Below are 21,788 nucleotides of genomic sequence, written 5' to 3' on the forward strand. Positions count from 1 at the left end.
AACTGGGGTAATTAGAGCAGGTAGAAAGATGAAATTAGAGGAGATGAATGAGTTGTTGAGGCAAATAGAAAAAACACCATATTCTGGACAATGCAATCACGGAAGACCAACCTATATAGAAATGAAATTAAGCGATATTGAAAAGTTATTTGAGCGAAGGTAAGAAATTGTCACAAATGTGTATAGATTATACAACCCTAGTTTCGTCATCTCAAAACTCAGATACACAATTGTTCGAACATTGCAATTTGCAGGTAATTTGTATAGTAGATAATGTCATTCTATTACTTGACGATGATTTATTATGCAGCTACTTGATTAAAATTAAGTTTCCTAAATCCCAGGCATTGTCTTTTATGTTAATAATTAATATACAACTAAAGATACTTATCAAAAACGACAATAAAGAATTCAAAAAAAGCCAGAAATTCTGTAGAATTGACCATATCATATAGAGAAAAAGGAAGTGTATGATCACATCCTTCACTCCGATCATTAATCTGCAAACAAAATAGTTTTGCATTTTTTGATAAGATTAAGTAATATCAGCGTATTAGTTATACAATTAATAATTTTTATGGATGAGCGTAATCCTTGGAATCTTGGAAAGAAACCGTCAGGTTCAAGTAATGAAGATATTTTAAGTAAAGCTGTGTCTGATATAAGATGCTTTTTTAATGGCTTAACCAGAAATAGAGGGAAAAAACCTTATTTCATCATTTTTATTGTTTTGTTGTTTTATCTTTGTACTGGTTTCTATATTGTCCATCCGAGTGAGGAAGGTATAGAACTTACTTTTGGCAAATATTCCAATACAGAAACATCTGGTTTGCGTTATCACTTTCCCTACCCTATTGGTAAGGTTTTTAAAGTAAATGTTAAAGAAGTAAATCGTGAAGAAATTGGGATAAGCAGCTCTTATGGGCGAGATACAGATCGTGGTGAAGGAGTGATGCTTACCGGAGATGAGAACATAGTCAACGTTAACTTTGAGGTCCAATGGAGAGTCAGGGATGCTAAAGATTATTTATTCAAAGTGCGGGATTATAAACCTGGTTTTAGCGTTAAAAATGCTGCTGAAAGTGCTATGAGAGAAATAATAGGTAAGAATACGATCTCTTTTGCACTCGAAGGTCAAGGCAGGGCTGAAATTTCCAGAGATACTATAATTTTATTGCAACAGATTCTTGATGGATATCAAATGGGTATAGAGATTTTATCCGTTCAAATGAAAAAAATTGATCCACCAGAAAAGGTGATTAGCTCATTTAGGGATGTACAAAGTGCTCGCGCAGATAAGGAGCGTACCATAAACGAAGCATACGCTTACAGTAATGATATTATACCTCGTGCAAAAGGTGAAGCAATAAAGATAAAATTAGATGCAGAAGCATACGAGAATGAAATAATAAATGAAGCAAAAGGTAATGCAAATCGCTTTTTATCTCTTTACGAAGAATATAGACAAAATCCTTCTCTTGTTAAGAATCGTATTTATCTTGAAACTATGGAAAATATTTTCAGCAAGGTAGATAAGTTTGTTATAACAGACGATCTGAAAGGTATGTTCTCTTATTTACCTCTTACAAATTTAGGAAAATAGCCATGAGTAGTAATATAAAAATTGTTTTTGCTTTTATATTTGTTGTATTATTGATTGCCTTATCTAATTCAATCTTCGTTGTTCAAGAAACAAAACAAGCAATAGTTATACAACTCGGTAAAGTCGTAAAAGATGTTAGGGACAGTGGTTTATATTTTAAATTGCCATTTATAAATAACGTAGAATTTCTTGATAAGAGAATTTTAGATTTAAGTCCTGATAAAACTCCAAGGGAAGTGATAACTGCAGATCAAAAGCGTATTATAGTAGATGCTTATGCAAAATATAAAATAACAGATCCTATCACTTTTTATCAAACTGTGAAAAATGAATCAGGGCTAGTTAGAAGATTATATCCTGTCATAGAAGCTCACATAAGGGAGAATATAGGAAGATTTTCATTAATTAGTTTGTTGAATGAAAAGAGATCAGAAGTTATGCAATTAATTCAACGTGGAGTTTATTCTGAAGCTGGAAAATTTGGCATAGAAATAATAGATGTAAGAATTAAGAGAGCAGATCTACCAGAAGAAAATAGTTCTGCAATATTCCGCCGCATGCAAACTGAAAGAGAAAAGGAAGCAAAAGAAATTAGAGCAGAAGGAGAACAAGCTGGACAAGAAATTAGATCAAAAGCTGATAAATTAAAAAGGGGAATTGTCTCTAGTGCAGTAAAAGAATCACATGAAATAAGAGGCCGTGGTTATGCTGAAGCAACTAGAATCTATAATGAGGCATTCAAGGTTGATGAAGAGTTTTTTAACTTTTATCGCTCTATGAAAGCTTATAGTAAATCATTTGCTAAGGATAATACTAAATTTGTGCTTTCACCAAATAATAATTTCTTAGATATTTTGAACAAGGGATGGAAATAGTTTATGAAAAGTAAAGCATTTATTTTATCTATATTTGCATATTTTTTAATTTCATTTTCTTCATATGCTAATCTGTTTGCAAAAACAGTTGCAGATCCTGTATGTAGTTGTAATAAAGGGCTTGCTGATATAGTGGAAGAACTTATTCCCGCAGTTGTAAATATTTCAAGTGAGCAAATAGTTAAGCAAGAAAATAACAGTAGAACTAAAATTCCCTTTACGCCAAGAAATAATTTCTTTGATGACTTTAGAGAATTTTTCGAGCATTTTGATCAATTTTTCGATAGAGCTCCTAGCATTAATAGAGAAGTGACGTTACTTGGGTCTGGATTTATTATAGATAAAAGTGGAACCATAGTAACCAACTATCACGTTATTAAAAATGCCCAAGATATTACAGTTACTATGAACGATAATACTTATTTCAAAGCAGAAGTTTTAGGCTATGATGCAAAAACTGATCTTGCTGTGCTTAAGATTAATTCTGATAAAGATCTTCCTTTTGTTGAATTTGGTAATTCTGATAAAGCAAGAGTTGGTGATACAGTTATTGCAATAGGCAACCCTTTTGGTTTGGGTGGCTCTGTAAGTACAGGAATTGTGTCTGCAAGATCTAGAGACATTAGTATTGGTACTATGAATGAATTTATTCAAACTGATGCTGCAATTAATAGAGGTAACTCAGGGGGACCACTATTTCATCTAAATGGAAAAGTTATAGGTATTAATACTGCTATTTATTCCCCATCTGAGTCTGGCGGTAACGTGGGTATAGGCTTTGCTATACCATCTAATCTAGCTATTTCAATTATTGACACATTAAAAAGTGGTAAAAAAATAAAACATGGTTGGCTTGGCGTGCAAGTTCAGCCTATAACAAAAGAATTTGCTGAATCCTTGAGTTTAAAAGATACCAAAGGTGCATTAGTTGCAAGCGTAGTAAAGGGCAGTCCTGCAGAGAAAGGAGGAATCAAAGTAGGTGATATACTATTAGAGTTTGACGGCAAAAAAATTGATAGAATGACGCAATTACCTCATATGGTTTCACGAACTGAGCCCGGAAAGAAAGTACAGGTTAAGTTACTTAGAAAAGGTAAAGAAGTCAATATCAAGGTTGCAATCGAGGAATCTACAAATGATGATTCAGGTAATAATCAAGAAGAAAATAAATCAACATCTAGTTATATAAGTGGTTTAACCGTTTCAAATTTGCCAAAAGAACTAAAAAAAAATGCACCCACAAAGGGTGTAGTAGTTACTAGTGTAGATAGTAGTAGTAATTCTACACTACGTGTTATTAAGAAAGGTGATATAATTATCCAACTAGATGGAATCGATATTGAAAATACTAATGATTTTCAAAAACAAATTGATTCAGCAGTAAAAAAAGACGGCAAAGATTCAGTAATGTTGCTTATTTACCGCAATGGAAAACAGTTTTTTACTTCAATCAAATTGAAGAAGTAGCTATTTATCTAGCTGGTCATGAAAAAATTGCTTGACAAATTTAACTAGCTTCTTTACCCTAAGGGTGAGGGCTTTTCTGTAGATTAATAAAATTTATCCCTATACTGAAAACGTTTCCAACGAGATTATGGAAGAACTAGATTTCAGTATCAAGCACTGGAACATCATCATCTATAAGATGAAAGAGCTGGAGTGGTAAGAAATTCGATAATATAAAGCATTTTTATGCTCAGTTGTAAAAAAATAACTTTCTTTCACAAGTTAATTTATAACTAAATTAGTGTAAAATATAATTATATTTACTGATCATCATTATTAATCAATAATTAATACCCATAAATTAATTATATCTAATCGCAAAGGGAGTTGGAGATGCGTTTTAAACTAGAAAAGGAAGGTATCCTACAAAAAGATTGTAATAATAGAACTGGTCGTAGGATACCTGCACAAATAAGATTAAATAACAAAACAACATTTAGCCTGCCTAGTGTATCTTACATTATTCAGGATGACGCTACTGGTCAGCGTTTTGAAATTTGGGATTTCAAGCATGACGTGGCAAGTATACTAAACGACTTATCTCAAGAGCTACAACTAAAGCTAGAAAGCGTAAGAAATGATTACAAATTCGCTTTAGTTACTACCTCTGATCAACCTTATTATTATTACTATGATGGCAACGATACTATGATAGATACTATTGATCGTATACCTCATGGTTACACAAATGGTTTCTATGTTAACGCATATAATCGTGAAAACTGTAGTATTTATTATGAACTGCTAGAAAACAGGAAGGTTTTAATAGATCCAAAAGACATAATTAGTAGCGAAAATGTCAGTCTTATTTTGGAAGATCTTAAAAGTTCACCTGATAAAAGACTCAAAATAAAAATAGGAGACTATTTGTTTAAAGAATCAAGAAATATGTACAAAGGATATAGGAGCGCTCAGGTATATAATTTAACTGGTGGAAAAGTTGGCATATTGAATAATATCCTTTCAGTATTTACTCGTATAAGCAATACATTCCAGTTATTCCCTTTTCATGAAATGGAGAGCTTGAAAGCACAAGATACCTATTTCGCAGTAAAAAAGTTAGGCAATAGTTATGTTGGTTGCATATCGTATGAAAATAGCACATGCAAAAATTTTTATAATTTTAACCCTAATTCTTTTGGGTATGAGCACGACAATAGACCAGGTCCATATCCTTATTATTATAACTTAGAAAATTTTGATAACTTTTTGGAGGTTGATGTGAATATTCAAGAACATATAAATTTAGAAACAGAAATTGAACTTTTAAAACGCAGAATAGACAGATTAGAACGTACTGGTGTACAAGGTCCTAAAGGTGAGCCAGGTGAAAGGGGACAAAAAGGTGATAGAGGCTTCGATGGAGAGCCTGCTCCTCAAGGTATACAAGGTCCTCCAGGACAAAAGGGCGAACTAGGTTATACCGGTGCACCCGGTGAACCGGGGTTCCACGGTAAACAAGGTTCCAGAGGTGATAAGGGTGACCGAGGTTTTCCTGGTCCAGAAGGTTCTGTAGGTAGCACTGGAGCACGTGGTCCTAAAGGTGAACCAGGCCATTTGGGTCCAAAAGGCAACAAGGGAGAATCTGGTTCTCAGGGTAAGCCAGGTATAGATGGAACAAAAGGTATAAAGGGTGATAGAGGTGTGCGAGGTGAAAGTGGAACGAGTGGGCCAAGGGGTTGGAAAGGTGAGCCTGGTTCTCAAGGTCTAAAAGGTGAGAGAGGAGATACTGGTTCTAAAGGTGATAAAGGAGATACCGGAACAGATGGATTGCCAGGTGCACAAGGTCCTAAGGGAGAGCCAGGCATAAAAGGTGAGCCAGGTATAAATGGAACAAAGGGAGATATTGGTCCTAAAGGATTAGACGGAGCCATGGGAATAAAAGGTGATATGGGTGAGAAAGGAAAGATAGGTTCTAAAGGTGACAAAGGAGATACTGGGTCTAAAGGTGATAAAGGTAGAGATGCAAGTCCTGAAGAAGTTGCACAAAAATTAATTAATAATGGCACTATTGCTAATCAGGTGCTTGAATATCGTGACCAAGGCGGAGATTTAGTATTAGAGAAGCAAGTTGCAGGAAGAATTATTAGTAATCAAGATATTCAAACAGGAATAGCCATTGCATTAGCTGATAACAGAATGGAAGAGCTAGCAGATGTGTTACTAAGTGATGCTAATCATACATTAGTAGAAAACCTTGCAAATAATACCGAGCTAACACAAAGCATTGCAGAAGAACTAAGGAAAAATCCAGGAGAAGTCCAAGGTCCAAAGGGAGAAAAAGGAGATATTGGTCCTAAAGGATTAGATGGAGCCATGGGAATAAAAGGTGATATGGGTGAGAAAGGAAAGATAGGTTCTAAAGGTGACAAAGGAGAACCAGGTGCAAATGGATTGCAAGGTCCAGAAGGTCCTAAGGGAGAGCCAGGTCTGAGGGGCTTCAATGGTACACAAGGTCTTACAGGCAACAAGGGTGAGCCCGGTATAGACGGATAAAAGGAGATATTGGTCCTCAAGGCATAAAAGGTGAGCCAGGTATAGATGGAACAAAGGGAGATATTGGTCCTAAAGGATTAGATGGAGCCATGGGAATAAAAGGTGATATGGGTGAGAAAGGAGAGATCGGAGCTCCAGGTGCAAATGGGTTGCAAGGTCCAGAAGGTCCTAAAGGATCAGATGGATTGCCAGGTGCACAAGGTCCTAAGGGAGAGCCAGGCATAAAAGGAGAGCCCGGTATAGACGGATTAAAAGGAGATATTGGTCCTCAAGGCATAAAAGGTGAGCCAGGTATAGATGGAATAGGTGCTACATTAGCTGATCAGTTTTTACGTGAGATAAGAAAAGCAAAAAATGAAACTCTGGATGCTAAAAAAGCAGCAGAGGCAGCTAAAAATGCTTCAGAAGGTTTTGCAAACAAAGTCGAAGAACTGCACAATAAAACAGCTATTTTTACAAAAAATGCTAAAAGTTTTAACACTCAAGCTTTGCGATCGCAAAGAGACACAGAGGCGCTCTATAGTAAAACAAAAGATATATTTTGTAGAACAAGTCCAGCAGATCAAATTTGTGGTGCACGTAGAAGAAGGAGGGAAATTAAAAAATCATCAGTGACAAGCGGAGCAAGCAGACCAACTTCATTTATATCTCAAGTAATAAATTTCTTTTACCCTGCGGTAGGACAGGATGAATATAAAGTAAAAAATGAAATACAGGAAGTAGCAAAAATAATAAATGCAGCAGATATTGTAATACAATTTGAAGAAGTATTAGGAGCAACAGCTGTGAAATGTGGCATTTCAAAGAGAAGTCTAAATTTTGATCCAATGGAACTGCAGTCAACCATTATCAATAAGTCATTACTTAATGATGAAAATCATAACGAGTTGTTGAAGTTCTTGTGTGTAACTGCGAAAAAATCATTCCCTAATTACAAACAAACCGGTAAATGTTTGGCTATTTTTAAAGATCATATGGAAAAAAGATTAAATGAGCAGCAAAGAGCTTTCGTTAATACTGAAAAAATAGTGGCAGATAATGAGCAGCCAAGGAGTTTTATGAGTTATGTTACTCCTCCTAGTAGCCTCAGTGCCATTAATCAGCAAGTTGTTGGTTATTTAAGGTAATATCATGGAAAAACATATATTTAAAATAGACGATAAAAATCCGCTTTATAAAAAATTGATTAAACTTCCCACTTCATATTACATAGTAAAGGAAAATGGTAATGTTAATACTGTTTCTTCACATATTGGTACAGTTGAAGTAGGGAATATTAATGATTTAAAGTTAAAGGAGCAGGGTGATGAGATAGTTTTATTTACAAACAACTCACCTCTGAAATTAAATGGCACGGACTTTATTATAGAACAAAAAGCTATCATAGGCGAGAATCAAGAGAATATTATAAAACAGCTTAAATTAGGAGAAGAAGCGTTAATTTCACGTAAGTACATAAAAGACAGTAATAATTTTGTTATTGAACTCATAATGAGTGATGATGATGGAAATAATTTTATTGGAATGCTCAATTTTATCAATTTTAACGATGAAAATGACCCAGTACTACAAAAAATTCAAGAAGAAAAAGGTGGACTTTATTTTACAATAAAAGGTGATTATATCTATATATCAGATGAAGAAGGAAAATGTCTTCCAGTATGTAAAGATGGTAGTTGCTACGAATATCAATACACAAAAAATGAACATGATATATTAGAAATCAGTGAGATATCAAAAGTAATAGAAAGCTTAACTAAGTCTGAGAAGTGCAGTGTATTAGAAGCAACAGAAAGCTCAATTAAGGCAGGGCAGAATTCTATTTTGCAGCAAGAAAAAAAATTGTCGGATGATATCAATGAAGAAGAAAATGGTAAGTGTGTAGCTACTTTACGGGAATGTTCAAAAAAGTGTGTCAAAGCGAATTTTTAGTTCAACTCAATTTTTAACCTATCAGGAAAAAAGATATCAAGTTGAGATATAGTTAGAGCCCAATTAGGCAAAGCCATAGCCCATTTTTGCTCTATCTTTTTTATAGCACAATATACCAATTTGTACAAGGCATTTGTACTGGTAAATGAACCTTTGGTTTTAGTAAATTTTCTGATTTGTCTGTGCAACCCCTCAATTGGATTGGTGGTATAAATTAGCCTTCTAACAGGGCCAGAATACTTAAAATAACTAGACAAATTTTCCCAATTGTTTTGCCACGATTTTATGACTAAAGGATATTTTTCACCCCATTTTTCCTCCAGTTCAAGTAAATAATTTTCGGCGATTTCTCTACTTGTAGCACGGTATATTTTTTTCAAATCATTCATAAAAACTTTTATATCTTTGCTGGATACGTATTTTAGTGAATTTCTTATTTGGTGCACAATGCATAACTGTACCTCAGCATTGGGAAATACGCTATTTATAGCTGTAGGGAAGCTTTTCAGACCGTCAACACAAGCTATCAAAATGTCTTCTACTCCTCTCTCTTTTAAGTCATTTAATACGCCTAGCCAGAAGTTAGCTCCCTCACTTTCTGCTAAGTAAAAACCCAGTACTTCTTTTCTGCCATTTTGGTCTATTCCTAATATATTGTACATGCATTTACTTATGCAATGTCCATTCTCTTTGACCTTAAAAAACATCCCATCCATAAATACTATCGGGTATACTGATTGTAGGGGACGACTCCTCCATTCATTGATTATAGGCAGTAATTTATCTGTAATTCCAGATATCTCTGCTGCAGATATTTTATGGTCATAGATTTCTTCCACATAGGATGCTATATCCCTGTATCCCACACCGCTTGCAAACATGTTCAAGACCTTTGTTTCAAGTTCTGGATGTAAGCTTGTTTGCCTTTTTTTCACTATCTGTGGTTCGAAACTTCCCTCTCTATCTCTTGGTGTCAATAGTTCAAATACTCGTCTTCAAAGTTTTGCCATTCTTTCCGTTTCTTCGATTCTTTTCTTCTCTTTCATTGGATAAATGATGCTCTATTTCACCTTCTAGACTTGCTTCCAGCAGCCTTTTTACAAATGGTGTTAATGCTCCATCTCTCCCCATCAATGGTTTACCTTCCCTTATTGATGACAGTATATTTGCTTCCAGCTCTTTGTAATCTACCAGGCCAGTCGTTCCATTTTCTATTTTGTAACTCATATATCAAACCTCTATTTTTTGTTTCTATTTTATTTTTATTTCTCGGTTTGACACACTTTTTTGAACATTCCCTACTTTACCGAAAATTGGCTATCATATGCTAAATGGTGAGCTTGTCATATATAACCATACTACAAAAGAAGAAGAGATGAAAATTCCTAGAGATTTTCATTACCTCAAAGTTGTTCAGTCCAGTAATAATGATGATTATCAATTAACGTTTTGTAACTTCTTAGGTAATGAGTTTTTTGAACATAAAAAATATGATCCACAATACTCAAAGATCCCAGATGAATATCAGTATATAAGTTTAAACTGTATGAAAAAGGAATATAAGCCAAACTTTTGCAAGTTACTTAACGATAAACCATCATTTTTTATCACAGAAGGAACCACTAATCCAAACTCTCCAAGTTACTGCCCAGCTAATATATTTGAATTAACAAACAGTGGAAAAGGTAGAAAAATGACTACATTAACTGAGCAATTTTCCTCTGTAACGGACATAAATGATGAGTCTTACTCAACTGATGACTCAATTCTTTAATCATTCCAGAGCTATCTTAACCACGCACAAAGTATATTATAATTGTTTCAATAATTGTTTTTAAAATTGAATCGAGTAGACTTTCAAGCAGTGTAAAAATGTATTCTTTTTAGTTTAGATTCGCTACCATTTTGCCGCTCGTTAGTACCGCAGTGGTTTTGTAATAGAACACAAGCTGCAAAAACTTAAGGAAAAAATGGTCAGTGCTTGACACTGGCATCTAGTTCTTTCTATCAAAAATGCTGTAAAGTGTTCACCAATTTAGTTGGATCCCAGTACTGGGATGATATTATGAAGACCTAGCAGTTTATGACGGTGTCATTCCAGCGCGTGGCGCTGGAATCTAGTTCTTATTACCTGAGTCTTCTGGGTCCCAGTACTCGTATGACAAAAAAAGGGAGTATTGGTTTCAGCATTAGCCATGCATCTGGATCCCAGTATCAAGTACTGGGATGACAAGAGAAAGAGGACACTGGGATGAAATTATGAAGGCCGGGATAAACACTATGAGGACTGGAATGACATTATGAAGACCTCTAGCAGTTTATGACGGTGTCATTCCAGTGTGGAATACAGCTTTTTTGTAACTTCATTGAAAATATCGTATAGCTATTTGTTCACAATTAATTCTTCTGGATCCCAGTACTCGGATGATAAGAAAAGAAACACTGGTTTCAATATTTGCATGCATCTGAACAGATACAGATGGCTAAAATATTGAAGAAAGCATACGCGTCAAGTTAAGAGCAACTAGCCTTCTTTGACTTGTTAAGAAAGGTCTTTTTTTCCCCAGATTCTATTATCACATGCTGAAATGACATCGAAGGACGCTCTTGCTTCTTCATGTAATTATGCAAAAAGTCCTTTGAATTTTTGCAGCTTGAAAAATCTTTATAAAATTTACTTTCTTTAAATGCTTTAATCTTCTCTTCATTATTTAATGAGCCATATTTAGAAAAATATTCATCTGTAATATAAATATATAAACTAATCAACTCAGGAAAAGTGTAATCAGTTTTGTTGGAAGACTTTAAACACGTAATTGGCAATTTATGTATATCTTTATCAGCTTTTTTCGAATCAATACACTCATCATTTTTTCTTAATATTATATGCTGCTTGAAAAATTCTTCATATTCCTCAAATCCTTCAAATACTTCTTTTTTTTGGTAATCTTTTCTTCTACCGCTTTGATCTATTTTTTCTATTTCTGTTGCAAGTTGCGCTGGCTGTTTTATCGTTTTATCTCCCTCTCGATTAAAGTACATTGTATAAGGAGTAATTGAATTTACGATTTTATATGTCTTCCAGTGGCAGCCAAAAATCTTTAGTACCAATTTGATTATCGGAGCAAGAAAAATTTTTAATTTTGCCATAAAACCAAAGTAATAAAGAGACGCTTGTTTAAGTGAACTAGCGGCATTGCTAACGATACATCTTAAATGTATATCCTTACCCTTAAAATTTTTATGAACCTCCGCAGCTACATGTCCACCAAGGCAGTCTCCAAACAATATGATATCATCTGGCTTTATACCTTTTTCCAATAAGTTAGTTACAACTGCTACACCAGATTTAACTCTATTGCTACGTATCAATGAGTTATTTTTACTTAAACCAAGTCCAGGATAATTAAAAAGATGTACAGTTATCCCTTGCTCTGTGGCCCAATTCCAATTTTGGGAATAATCTTTACCCGGGCTTAACGCTCTATTTCCACCAATAAAGTATATCAGATGTTTTTCACCTTGATTATTGTTTTGATTTTTACCAAGAAGCGTAATTGTCTCTATTTTCATCCCGTTTTGAGTTTTTATAAATTCTCTCTCAGTTTGCTCTCTTGTTTCTTTCATATTTTAACTCTCACTATGCTGGTTTAATTACACAACAAAATCTTAAAAAAATCAACAAACCTTAATTTATGAACAATATAAACCTTCTCAAATTCATTGAATTATGCTTTCAAACGGTAGTGCCGGGGTGTGAGTATAATGATTATCAATATATAAAAGTCATAGCAGACAGGCTTGAAGCAGCAAGCGCTGGTGAAGCAAGAAGAATAATATTCAATATGCCGCCACGTTCAATGAAGTCCATTTGTGTAAGTGTTGCATGGCCCGCATGGATACTTGGAAATCAGCCAACTGCAAGAATAATAGTTGCAAGTTATTCTCGTTTGCTTAGCGAAAAGCACTCACTCGATACCAGGTGCATAATGCAATCTGATTGGTATAGAGAGCTATTTCCGAAAGTAGAATTATGCAAAGATCAAAACACTAAATATAAATTTCAAACAGTGCAAAGAGGATGTCGAATTGCAACATCAGTTGGGGGAACATTAACCGGTGAAGGTGGAGATTTCATTATCGTGGATGATCCACTAAGTCCCTCACAAGCTTTGAGCGAAACATTTAGAAAGCGTGCTGCAAACTGGTTTGATCAGGCTTTAGTAACCAGGCTCAACGACAGAAAAAAAGGAGTTATCGTTCTTGTGATGCACAGACTCCATTTAGAAGATTTAACTGGTCACCTCCTCTGTAAACCAAGAAACATATGGCATCATGTCTGTTTACCAATAATAGCTGAAGATAAGGAGATTATTTATTCAGTTAATAATCATATTCCAGAGCATGAACAGGAAATATACTCAAGAAAAGAAGGTCAATTGTTGTATTCCCTAACTGAAGGAAAAGAAGAAATTGAGATGATAAAAGCTGAACTTGGGAGTTATGGTTTTGCTGCTCAATACCAATAAAACCCTCTACCACTTTCAAGTGCTATAATTAAACGAGAGTGGTTGAAGCGCTATAAAAATTTTCCTGATAGCCTCTTGCATGTAACACAAAGTTGGGATACTGCAATTTCAACAAACAATACAAGTGACTTTAGTGTCTGCACTACCTGGACAAAAGTAGATAATACATTCTATTTACTCGATGTATATCGCGCAAAACTTGAATATCCAAAACTTAAAGAGAAAGTTCTATCGCTGGCTGCAAGGTGGAAGCCACACGCAATTTTAATCGAAGCAAAAGCAAGCGGTCAGCAATTGGTTCAGGAGCTCAGGAAAAACAGTGATTTACCTATTATTCAAATAGTACCACATGATGACAAATTAACTCGATTTCACCGAATTGTCCCAATTATAGAATCTGAGCGGGTTTTTCTCCCTAACCAAGCAGTATGGCTTAGCGACTTTGAGTATGAGATTTTAATGTTTCCAGAAATCCGTCACGACGATCAAGTAGACAGTACCGTGCAATATCTTCAGTGGGTGAGAAATAATATTGCTAGAGTGGTAGCGATACGTTCATTGTAGCTTGAAAAGGTTCCTCGGAATTGTGTATAATTTTTTTAACTGAGCTTATTTAACTTATCCATTTTCTGAATGATATTTTAGGGTTTATTGAAATAAATACTACGCAAAAATTCTATCTCTGGGTGCTTAGATGAATATCTTTATATTAGACGAAAATCCTGTAACTGCAGCACAAATGTTATGCGATAAGCACATAGTAAAAATGCCGCTAGAAACTGCTCAATTGCTTAGCAGTGTTTTTTCAATAGCATTGAAAGAGCCAAATCCTTTAGTCAGCATTACAAACCAGAATATAGAAGTTCCATATAAACTTACTCACAAAAACCATCCTTGTTCTTTATGGGCTAGACAATCAAAAGGAAACTTTGATTGGTTAATAAAACATGGAAAAGAATTGTGTATAGAATATAGCTTGCGATACAAAAGAACGCATAAATCCGAAGAAGTTATAGATTGGTGCGATAATAACAAGGATTTGCTAATATTTCGATCAGCTGATATACAAGCTTTTACACAAGCGTTACCTGATCGATATAAATGTAGTAACCCAATAGAAGCATATAGAGAATATTACCTAAAAGAAAAGATGAGATTTGCTAAGTGGGAAAAAGGTAGAGAAGCACCAGATTGGTTGCTAGACAAAATGCTATAGGTTATAAAATTATCCAAACCGATCATAAAAAAGGTAGAATTGAAGTTGCAAAAGCAATGCTGGCTGATAATGTTGATGTTTATCAAGTTTATTGATCTTTCTATTTGTGAGATTAAAGAATTCAGTAAACTGTTATTCCCAGTATATGGTAGGCTACTTGCACTATAGAGTGTCATGTACACATCTGTACTAAAAAGCAGAGGTAAATCTAAGTCAGTTTAGATATAACATTTACTTTAAAAAACTTTATTTTACGCTGATATTCTAGCGCTTTTCTGTGGTATTTTGTTGGGGTATAATTTGCAAAACTATCTTCCTTATAGGTTAAAAAATTACACTGCTTTATATGTAACTCTATCCACTCTGCATAATCCTGATGATCAGTTGCAATAAATATTTCACCTGTGACAAGTATTTTTTTTGCTAATAAATTTAAAAATTCCGTATTAATTAACCGTCTTTTGTTGTGACTTCTTTTTGGCCATGGATCTGGAAAGAGAATAAAGAATTTTTCAACACTGTGGTCAGGAAAATTGACAATTAATTCTCTTGCATCTTCTGTCCATATTAAAATATTTTTTATGCTGTGTGCTTCTATGCTTTTTAGCAAGGAAGAGACCCCCTTTAAATAAGGCTCACATCCTATAAATAATAGATCAGATTCATTGAATGCCTGATGGAGCATATTTTCACCATTACCGAAACCTATTTCTACTCGTATTCTTTTTTGTAAGTCTACGATCTTTTTTATAGATTCCTTGCTGTTTTTAATAGAATACTTCTTCAAAACATTCAACTTCAACCTAGATCTTCTGGAAAATGACCTAATCCAATTATTATTCCTAGATAACATATCTTACATAACTTAATCTTTTATAGCTTAAACAATTCTCGAAATGAATTAATGAGAATTTACTTGTCACTAATTATTAATATTATATAATATATGAGTTCTAATGAAGTTAAAATTAAAAGGTATGGAAAGTACAGTTGCTATCAAGAGGCTATCATCAAATAGGTTCATAGAAGAGATATTTCAAGATCAATTTGATAATCAAGACAATGACTTTTGTGAAGATTCTTTTGCTAACAAAATCAAAGAAGGAGATGTGGTAGAAGGTATAATCACAAGAAGAAATTCTAATGATATTGTGGTTGATGTTGGTTTAAAGTCAGACGGAAGAATTCTGATTAAGGAGCTCAGTTGTAATGATGATATCACTGTTGGCTCGAAAATTAGAGTTTATGTTGAGAGAATTGAAGATTACCATGGTAATGTTGTTCTTAGTCGTGAGAAAGCAATCAGAGACGAAAAATGGAATAAATTGGAAGAAAGCGCAGTTACAAAAGATGAAGTAACAGGAATCATTAAACGCTCAATTAAATGCGGTTTTATTGTTGATCTTGGTGATGGAATAAGTGCGTTTTTACCGCTGAGTCATGTGGATTTGAAGCAAATAAAAGATGCTAATCACCTTATTGAAACTGAACAAAAATTCATCGTGCTTAAAATGGATAAGAAGCAGGGGAATATTGTAGTATCAAGAAAGCTTGTATTAGAGAAATTGCATGCTGGTGAAAAAATTAAGTTTTTAGAATCTTTAAATGAAGGTGATGTAGTAGAAGGCAAAATAAAAAGCATCACTCACTACGGTGCATTTGTTGGCATTCATGAATCAGATACAGTGGGAGTTATAGATGGGCTGCTACATATTACAGATATCTCTTGGAGTAATGTAAGTCATCCATCTGCAATTTTTTCTTATGGTCAGCATATAAAAACTAAAATTATAAAAATAGATAGAGAAAATGGAAAAATCTCCCTGGGTGTAAAACAATTAGGAGACAATCCTTGGCAAGATCTAGAGTCAAAATGTCCAATTAACAGCGTACACAAAGGATGTGTAACGGGTATAAAAGATTGTGGATTCATTGTTGAGATTAAACCTGGGATTGCGGGTTTGGTACACTCATCAGAAATAACTTGGAGCAAGAGTAATTTACCAATCAGTAGTTTTGTAACAATAGGACAAGAAGTGGATGTAAAAATTCTCGGTATTGACATTATTAAAAATAAGATGAGTTTAAGCACAAAAAGGTGCGTAGAGAATCCTTGGCAAGTATTTATTGATAAATATCCTCTTGGTTCTATTGTTTCTGGTAAAGTTAAAAGCAACAATGGTTCACAAATATCTGTGACTTTTGATAATTCTGAGATATCTGAGGACGTAGAAGGAACAATTTATATGCAAAATCTAAGTTGGTCGAAAAACAATTCAGATGAGATAAAAAAGTATAATGTAGGTGATGAAATAGAAGCAAAAGTGATAAGGGCTAACATAGATCGGACAAGAATTTATCTTGGAGTAAAGCAAATAGAGTATGATCCTCTTGAAGAACTGATAGAGAAAGTTAAAGTAGGGGATAAAATTCAGGTTACTGTAAGTAAGAGAGAGGAAAATGGTCTAATCGTTGAGGTTGAGAACAATGTAACCCTTTTAGTAGATCAAGAGCATTTACCAGAAAATAAAAAGTTTTCTATATCAGAAAAAATACAAGTTGAAGTAGTAGGTGTTGAAAAATATAATATAATATTATCTGCCAAATAACTTCTTGTGCTTCATATAAATGGCAACGAAATCTGATATAATAGCAAAAGTGGCAAAAAAACACCTTTTGTTAGATAAGGTCATTATAGCAGACATAGTTGATAGTTTCTTTCGAGTGTTTTCAAACACGTTGAAATATCATAATAGAGTTGAAATCAGGGGGTTTGGTTCTTTTTCAATTAGAAGCTATAACTTGAAAGAAGCAAGTAATTTGACGTCACAGAAGGTTGCAAAACATCAATACTTTAAAACTTATTTTCGTAGCAGTAAAAAGTTATCCCTCTTGATAAATGAATAAAAATCTATATTGTAATTTTGAAAGTTGTACAATATAGCATCATATGCAAGTAGTAGAAATAGTTATACATAATAACACATATAAAATATCTTGCGAAAGTAAAAAGAAGGACCATTTATTACAACTTGCTAATAGCTTCAACAAGCTAGTTAGCTCCATATCTCAAAGAACTGGAGGTAAGGGCTCAGATGCATTAAATTTCTTACTTGCAGCATTGACTCTCGAAGACAAAATTTTAGAATTAACAAAGCGATTAGACGAAATAAATCAAGAATGCAAAAAGTATAGGGAGGAAAAAAGAGTAGAATATGCTGAAGTATTAGATAGGGTAAACAAGATTATTGGGTGCATAAGTGATTAAAGCAAGCAATCAAATCGACTACCTCACTACTCAAATCAGGGGGGAGAAGTTTCTTACGAGTGATGTAACAATATAATTCGCAATCATCAAGATCAACTATTTTTTCGTATTCAATTAGTTCACTTAAGGAAAATTTATCAAGATATTTCAATGCAAAATGCCCTAAAAGTATATCAGTTTCTTTACAACCCCTATGCCAACTCCTATACATCAGTTTTCTTCTTAATAAGGAGATATCTATCATTGTCATTAAACTTTTTTTTAATTTAAAGACTAAACTAAATACTTGTCAAGCAAGGCGCATTTTAATATACTCAACGTTTGATTAAGATTTAAAACATAGGTGGAATTAATTTCTCATCAACTTAGCGCTGGAATATATTATTTTTTATCGTTTTCTTTAATAATTTCTATCATAGTATTCGTGCATGAATGTGGGCATTATATTGTCGCTAAAGCATGCAAGGTTAAAGTTGAATCTTTTTCTATAGGCTTTGGTCCTGAAATTTTTGGTTTTAACGACAAGTCTGGAACTAGATGGAAATTAAGTGCCTTTCCATTGGGTGGCTACGTTAAAATGTTAGGGGATACTAATGCAGCAAGCGTTCCTGTTGATCAACAAAAATTAACTGAAGAAGAAAAATTATACTCATTCCATACAAAACCTCGATATCAAAAAGCAGCAATAGTTTTTGCAGGGCCTTTTGCAAACATGATATTTACCGTTATAGCTTTCACAATATTTTTCAGCGTGGCAGGTTATTATCGTACTCCACCAGTAATTGGTAATGTAATTGAAGAAAGTGCAGCAAAGCAAGCTGGCCTATTACCAGGTGACACTATTACACAGATCAATGAGTACAAAATAAAATACTTTGAAGATATTTCACGCGTGATAATGTCCAATCCTGAAACAAGAATAGAAATTAAGTATAGCAGAAATAACGAAGAGTACAGAACTATTCTAACTCCGTTTACAGTTGAGGATAGAGATGTCTTTGGTAACATAATAGAAAGAAAAACTATAGGAATTACCTCAATTAATATGATAGGGTTAAAACAGTCATCTTTTCTTGGAGCTGCTAGCCTATCAGTGAATGAAACCTACCACACTATGTGTTTAACAATCAAAGCACTCTTTCAAATTGTTGTTGGTAAAAGGAGTATAAATGAAATAGGTGGGCCAATAAAAATTGCAAAATATTCAGGGCAATCAGCTAAAAAGGGACTTATGATGGTTCTATATTTTATGGCAATTATTTCAGCTAATTTAGCTGCAATTAACTTGCTGCCAATACCACTACTAGATGGTGGGCATTTATTTCATTATATTATAGAAGCAGTTATACGTAGAGATTTGAGTTTGAAATATCAAAAATATGCAGTCACTTTTGGTGCTACCATACTGTTTTTGTTGATGGCAGTTGCAATCACAAATGATATTAGGCATCTTTTTTAAGATACATATGAAAAAGTTATTTCACATACTAATAATAATACTTATTTCTTTTCCCACTCTACTTGTTGCTCTAGAAAATAAAGAAAAAGTACAGATAAAAAATATTAAGTATATTGGCAATGAGCGAGTAAGTGATCAAACAATAAGGTTTTATACAAAATTAGAACCAGGTAGTCATATAAATGATGATGATGTAGATTCAGTTATAAAAGATTTATACAAAACAAAGTTATTTGCTAGTATTAACGCCTATATCGATGATGAAAAAAACTTAGTAGTAAAAATTCATGAGAATCCATTGATTAACAAAGTAATATTGAAAGGCAATAAGTTATTTAACAGTAAAGAGTTGCTAAATAACGTTATCCAGTCAAAATCACTAACTATTTTCACTGAAACAAAATTACAAAACGATTTAATAAATCTAGCTACTCTTTATAGGAACAGTGGTAAAATTGGTGTTAAAATTGCATATGAGCTAGATAAGCTTGGTAGCAATAGGATAAACCTAATTTTTAAGATAAAAGAAGGAAGAACGTCTAAAATTAAGGGTTTACGATTCATAGGTAATAAAAACTTTTCAGCAAATGAGCTAGAGCAAGTTATCAAAAGGCATAGCAATGATATATTTAGTAAGTTATTTAGAGCCATTTTTAAAAGCGGAACTCATTATTCACCTCAATATCTACTGATTAACACAGAACTGCTTGATCGCTTCTATTCATCTAAGGGATATATTCAAAATAATATCCAACCAATTGTTGAGGTTGATAATAACAACCAAATAGAGTTAACTTTTTTGATTGATGAAAAGCAGCAATACTTATTTGGAAATAATGAAGTTGATATTGAAACTGAGATTAAGGATTTAAGTTTAAGGGAAGAAATATTAGAATTTATCAAAGAGGAAAATAATCAAATATTTAATAGAGTTAAAATTAACAATACAGCAGAAAAAATAAGTAAACATTTAAACGAAAAAGGATATATATTTGCAAAAGTTAATCCAGAATATACACAACATAACAATATTGTGGATGTAACTTACAAAGTGCTACCAGGTAAAAAGATTTATATAAACCAAATTACTATTGATGGCAATGACCGCACTTTAGATAAAGTAATTAGAAGAAAACTTAGCATGGCAGAAGGCGACGCATATAACACATCTGAGATTCAAAAATCACGTAGAAAACTTATATATAGCGATTTTTTTGAAACAGTAAAAATAAATAGTTATATAGTGGATGAAAATGCAGTAAATCTTGATTTAAATGTCAAAGAAAAAAGAACTGCCTCGTTATCTTTAACAGGTGGCATGTCTCTTCCTGGTGGAGTATTTGTTAAAACCGATTTCACAGATCGTAATTTATTTGGTAGTGGTAAAGAGGTATCTTTTGCTCTTGAAAAAAGTCAATATGTTCTTTCTACTAGTATAGACACTGTTGAAAATAATTTTAACGATTCTGATACTTCACTAGGCATGAGTATTTTTTATGAAAAACAAGACAAACCAAACACTACTTTCGATACCTGCAACTGGGGAGGAATAGCAAAAGTATCATATAAAATCTCAGAAAATCTAACCAATTCCTTTCAATATTCTTATAAGTATAATCACATACACATGGACAATAAGGGTGGAAAAGATGAGGATATCTCTGAGATAATAAGAGATCAAGAAGGTGAGTATCAGGTTTCATCAGTGGGATACACGTTAGCGTACAATAAACTGGATAACCTCTATACTCCTAAAGAGGGATATTTATTGCGTTTAAGTCAGGATATTTCAGGATTATGGGGAAATGTAAATTTCCTAAAATCTGAATTCTTATCTTTTTATACACACCCTATATTAAGCAAAATTGATGATGATATAACATTGCGCTTTAAAGTAGCAGCAGGTCATATTTTTTCCTATACTAATAAAGAGCTCAACATTGGCCAGCACTTCTTTAAAGGTGGCAATGAGATTAGAGGATTTGACCTTTCCGGCATTGGACCAAGAGCAGAAGACAAAAATCAAAGCTCATTGGGAGGCAAAACTTATTTTAATTTAACACAGCAAGTAGATTTTCCACTATCTAAATTATACGACTATGCTGGTATCAAAGGCTCACTATTTGTTGACTATGCAACACTTTTTGGTTTAGATGAAAAGAAGGGATATAGTGGGAAATATTACGATAGTAAGCTTATAAGAGTATCACCAGGTTTTGGCTTTTCAATGCCTTCTCCTTTTGGTAGAATTAGATTAGATTTTGGGTTTCCTTTAGTAAAGGAAGCTTATGACATAATACCATCGACAAACGTTAAAATTTCTATTGAAGCGGGGATTTAAATGAAATATATACAGTTATTTACATCAGTTATTGCCTTAATTATTTCCTTATTTGTGGGGTATAAGTTTGTAGGGTATCAACCTCAGAGCACGCTTAATACAAAGGCTGCCATTATTGATAGTGATAAGGTTATCAATGAATCTCTGGCTCTGCAAAATATACAACAACAAATAAAGGAGCAGAATTCTAGATTACAGAAGGAATTTGAAAATGAGTTAGAAAAATTTAAGCCATCGAAAGAAGAATTTGACCTTTTGTCAGAAGAAGCAAAAAAAGAAAAGACAGAACAATTTAGTAAGCATACTGTAAGTGTTAGGGATAATTACGCTAAGAAAATGTCACATTTAGAAGAAAATTATAGAGAAGCAGTAGAAAGTGTCTTTAACAAGATAAAAGAAGTTGCTAAAAAAACAGCAGAAAAAAACAACATAGATTTGGTACTATTTATTTCAAAAAAGAATCAAGTTTTATACTCTATGGATGAAGTAGATTTATCGGATGTAGTATTAAAAAATGTAAACAAGGAAATACCCGAATTTGCTTTGCAAAACATTGAATAGAC

General features: G+C 33.4%; 17 protein-coding genes and 3 pseudogenes. 16 read left to right on the top strand and 4 right to left on the bottom strand.

All coding sequences use genetic code 11. The features are described 5' to 3' along the window. Window positions 1-4 precede the first annotated feature (4 nt). From ACQH21_RS07665 to ACQH21_RS07695, 7 genes and pseudogenes are all read left to right on the top strand, one after another. A pseudogene (locus ACQH21_RS07665) lies at window positions 5-163 on the top strand (DNA mismatch repair endonuclease MutL); the annotation flags it as partial. A 414-nt stretch (window positions 164-577) separates the two neighbouring features. Beyond that, window positions 578-1,603 (top strand): FtsH protease activity modulator HflK, encoded by a 1,026-nt coding sequence (gene hflK / locus ACQH21_RS07670; RefSeq protein ID WP_264375971.1) that lies wholly within the window; start codon window positions 578-580, stop codon window positions 1,601-1,603. 2 nt (window positions 1,604-1,605) lie between these two features. Continuing rightward, window positions 1,606-2,478 carry a protease modulator HflC gene (gene hflC, locus ACQH21_RS07675; protein WP_425384183.1) on the top strand — a complete coding sequence of 291 codons (873 nt, stop codon included), beginning with the start codon at window positions 1,606-1,608 and terminating at the stop codon, window positions 2,476-2,478. Between the two features lie 3 nt (window positions 2,479-2,481). Beyond that, entirely contained in the window at window positions 2,482-3,945 is a 1,464-nt protein-coding gene (locus ACQH21_RS07680) for a DegQ family serine endoprotease (RefSeq protein ID WP_425384184.1), read from the top strand. A 372-nt stretch (window positions 3,946-4,317) separates the two neighbouring features. Continuing rightward, window positions 4,318-6,480 carry a hypothetical protein gene (locus ACQH21_RS07685; RefSeq protein ID WP_425384185.1) on the top strand — a complete coding sequence of 721 codons (2,163 nt, stop codon included), beginning with the start codon at window positions 4,318-4,320 and terminating at the stop codon, window positions 6,478-6,480. Window positions 6,481-6,587: 107 nt separating this feature from the next. Then, window positions 6,588-7,607 (top strand): collagen-like triple helix repeat-containing protein, encoded by a 1,020-nt coding sequence (locus ACQH21_RS07690; RefSeq protein WP_425384186.1) that lies wholly within the window; start codon window positions 6,588-6,590, stop codon window positions 7,605-7,607. A 4-nt stretch (window positions 7,608-7,611) separates the two neighbouring features. After that, window positions 7,612-8,412, top strand: a complete 801-nt coding sequence (locus tag ACQH21_RS07695; RefSeq protein ID WP_425384187.1) for a hypothetical protein — start codon at window positions 7,612-7,614, stop codon at window positions 8,410-8,412. On the opposite strand, the pseudogene ACQH21_RS07700 reads toward ACQH21_RS07695, so the two are convergent. Further along, a pseudogene (locus tag ACQH21_RS07700) lies at window positions 8,409-9,639 on the bottom strand (IS256 family transposase). The gene ACQH21_RS07695 and the pseudogene ACQH21_RS07700 sit on opposite strands and share 4 nt — an antisense overlap. Window positions 9,640-9,736: 97 nt before the next feature. Between ACQH21_RS07700 and ACQH21_RS07705 the strand changes: the two are divergent. Continuing rightward, window positions 9,737-10,186, top strand: coding sequence for a hypothetical protein (locus ACQH21_RS07705; RefSeq protein WP_425384188.1), 450 nt, complete (start codon window positions 9,737-9,739; stop codon window positions 10,184-10,186). A gap of 740 nt (window positions 10,187-10,926) precedes the next feature. On the opposite strand, the gene ACQH21_RS07710 is transcribed toward ACQH21_RS07705, so the two are convergent. Further along, window positions 10,927-12,039, bottom strand: a complete 1,113-nt coding sequence (locus ACQH21_RS07710) for an alpha/beta hydrolase family protein (RefSeq protein ID WP_425384189.1) — start codon at window positions 12,037-12,039, stop codon at window positions 10,927-10,929. Window positions 12,040-12,107: 68 nt separating this feature from the next. On the opposite strand from ACQH21_RS07710, the pseudogene terL reads away from it, so the two are divergent. Next, window positions 12,108-13,505, top strand: a pseudogene (gene terL / locus ACQH21_RS07715) (phage terminase large subunit). Between the two features lie 130 nt (window positions 13,506-13,635). Beyond that, the gene (locus ACQH21_RS07720; protein ID WP_006013204.1) at window positions 13,636-14,157 is read left to right on the top strand and encodes a pyrimidine dimer DNA glycosylase/endonuclease V; all 522 of its coding nucleotides are present in this window, start codon (window positions 13,636-13,638) and stop codon (window positions 14,155-14,157) included. A gap of 208 nt (window positions 14,158-14,365) precedes the next feature. On the opposite strand, the gene trmB is transcribed toward ACQH21_RS07720, so the two are convergent. Then, window positions 14,366-15,010, bottom strand: coding sequence for a tRNA (guanosine(46)-N7)-methyltransferase TrmB (gene trmB / locus ACQH21_RS07725; protein WP_265041917.1), 645 nt, complete (start codon window positions 15,008-15,010; stop codon window positions 14,366-14,368). Window positions 15,011-15,113: 103 nt separating this feature from the next. Between trmB and ACQH21_RS07730 the strand changes: the two genes are divergently transcribed. Genes ACQH21_RS07730 through ACQH21_RS07740 form a run of 3 tightly spaced genes read left to right on the top strand, consistent with a single transcriptional unit; the run spans window position 15,114 to window position 17,425 of the window. Then, a complete protein-coding gene (locus tag ACQH21_RS07730) occupies window positions 15,114-16,766 on the top strand; it encodes a 30S ribosomal protein S1 (RefSeq protein ID WP_425384190.1) in 1,653 nt (550 codons plus the stop codon). 19 nt (window positions 16,767-16,785) lie between these two features. Then, window positions 16,786-17,064, top strand: coding sequence for an HU family DNA-binding protein (locus tag ACQH21_RS07735; protein ID WP_010404234.1), 279 nt, complete (start codon window positions 16,786-16,788; stop codon window positions 17,062-17,064). 43 nt (window positions 17,065-17,107) lie between these two features. Continuing rightward, window positions 17,108-17,425: a cell division protein ZapA gene (locus ACQH21_RS07740; RefSeq protein WP_010404232.1), complete on the top strand. Its 318-nt coding sequence runs from the start codon at window positions 17,108-17,110 to the stop codon at window positions 17,423-17,425. Here ACQH21_RS07740 and ACQH21_RS07745 read toward each other — a convergent pair. Next, complete coding sequence (locus ACQH21_RS07745; protein ID WP_010404229.1) at window positions 17,403-17,669, bottom strand: succinate dehydrogenase assembly factor 2; 267 nt, start codon at window positions 17,667-17,669, stop codon at window positions 17,403-17,405. The genes ACQH21_RS07740 and ACQH21_RS07745 overlap by 23 nt on opposite strands. Window positions 17,670-17,768: 99 nt before the next feature. Here ACQH21_RS07745 and rseP point away from each other — a divergent pair, with 99 nt between their 5' ends. The 3 genes from rseP to ACQH21_RS07760 are packed head-to-tail and all read left to right on the top strand — an operon-like array spanning window position 17,769 to window position 21,786. Continuing rightward, entirely contained in the window at window positions 17,769-18,884 is a 1,116-nt protein-coding gene (gene rseP, locus ACQH21_RS07750; protein WP_064085479.1) for an RIP metalloprotease RseP, read from the top strand. Window positions 18,885-18,891: 7 nt separating this feature from the next. Beyond that, the gene (gene bamA, locus ACQH21_RS07755; protein ID WP_425384191.1) at window positions 18,892-21,225 is read left to right on the top strand and encodes an outer membrane protein assembly factor BamA; all 2,334 of its coding nucleotides are present in this window, start codon (window positions 18,892-18,894) and stop codon (window positions 21,223-21,225) included. Further along, on the top strand, window positions 21,226-21,786 hold the full coding sequence (locus ACQH21_RS07760) for an OmpH family outer membrane protein (protein WP_052264996.1): 561 nt from the start codon (window positions 21,226-21,228) through the stop codon (window positions 21,784-21,786). It abuts the gene before it with no gap. Window positions 21,787-21,788: the final 2 nt, after the last annotated feature.

The organism is Wolbachia endosymbiont (group B) of Eupithecia inturbata (assembly GCF_964030915.1).
Classification (GTDB): Bacteria; Pseudomonadota; Alphaproteobacteria; order Rickettsiales; family Anaplasmataceae; genus Wolbachia.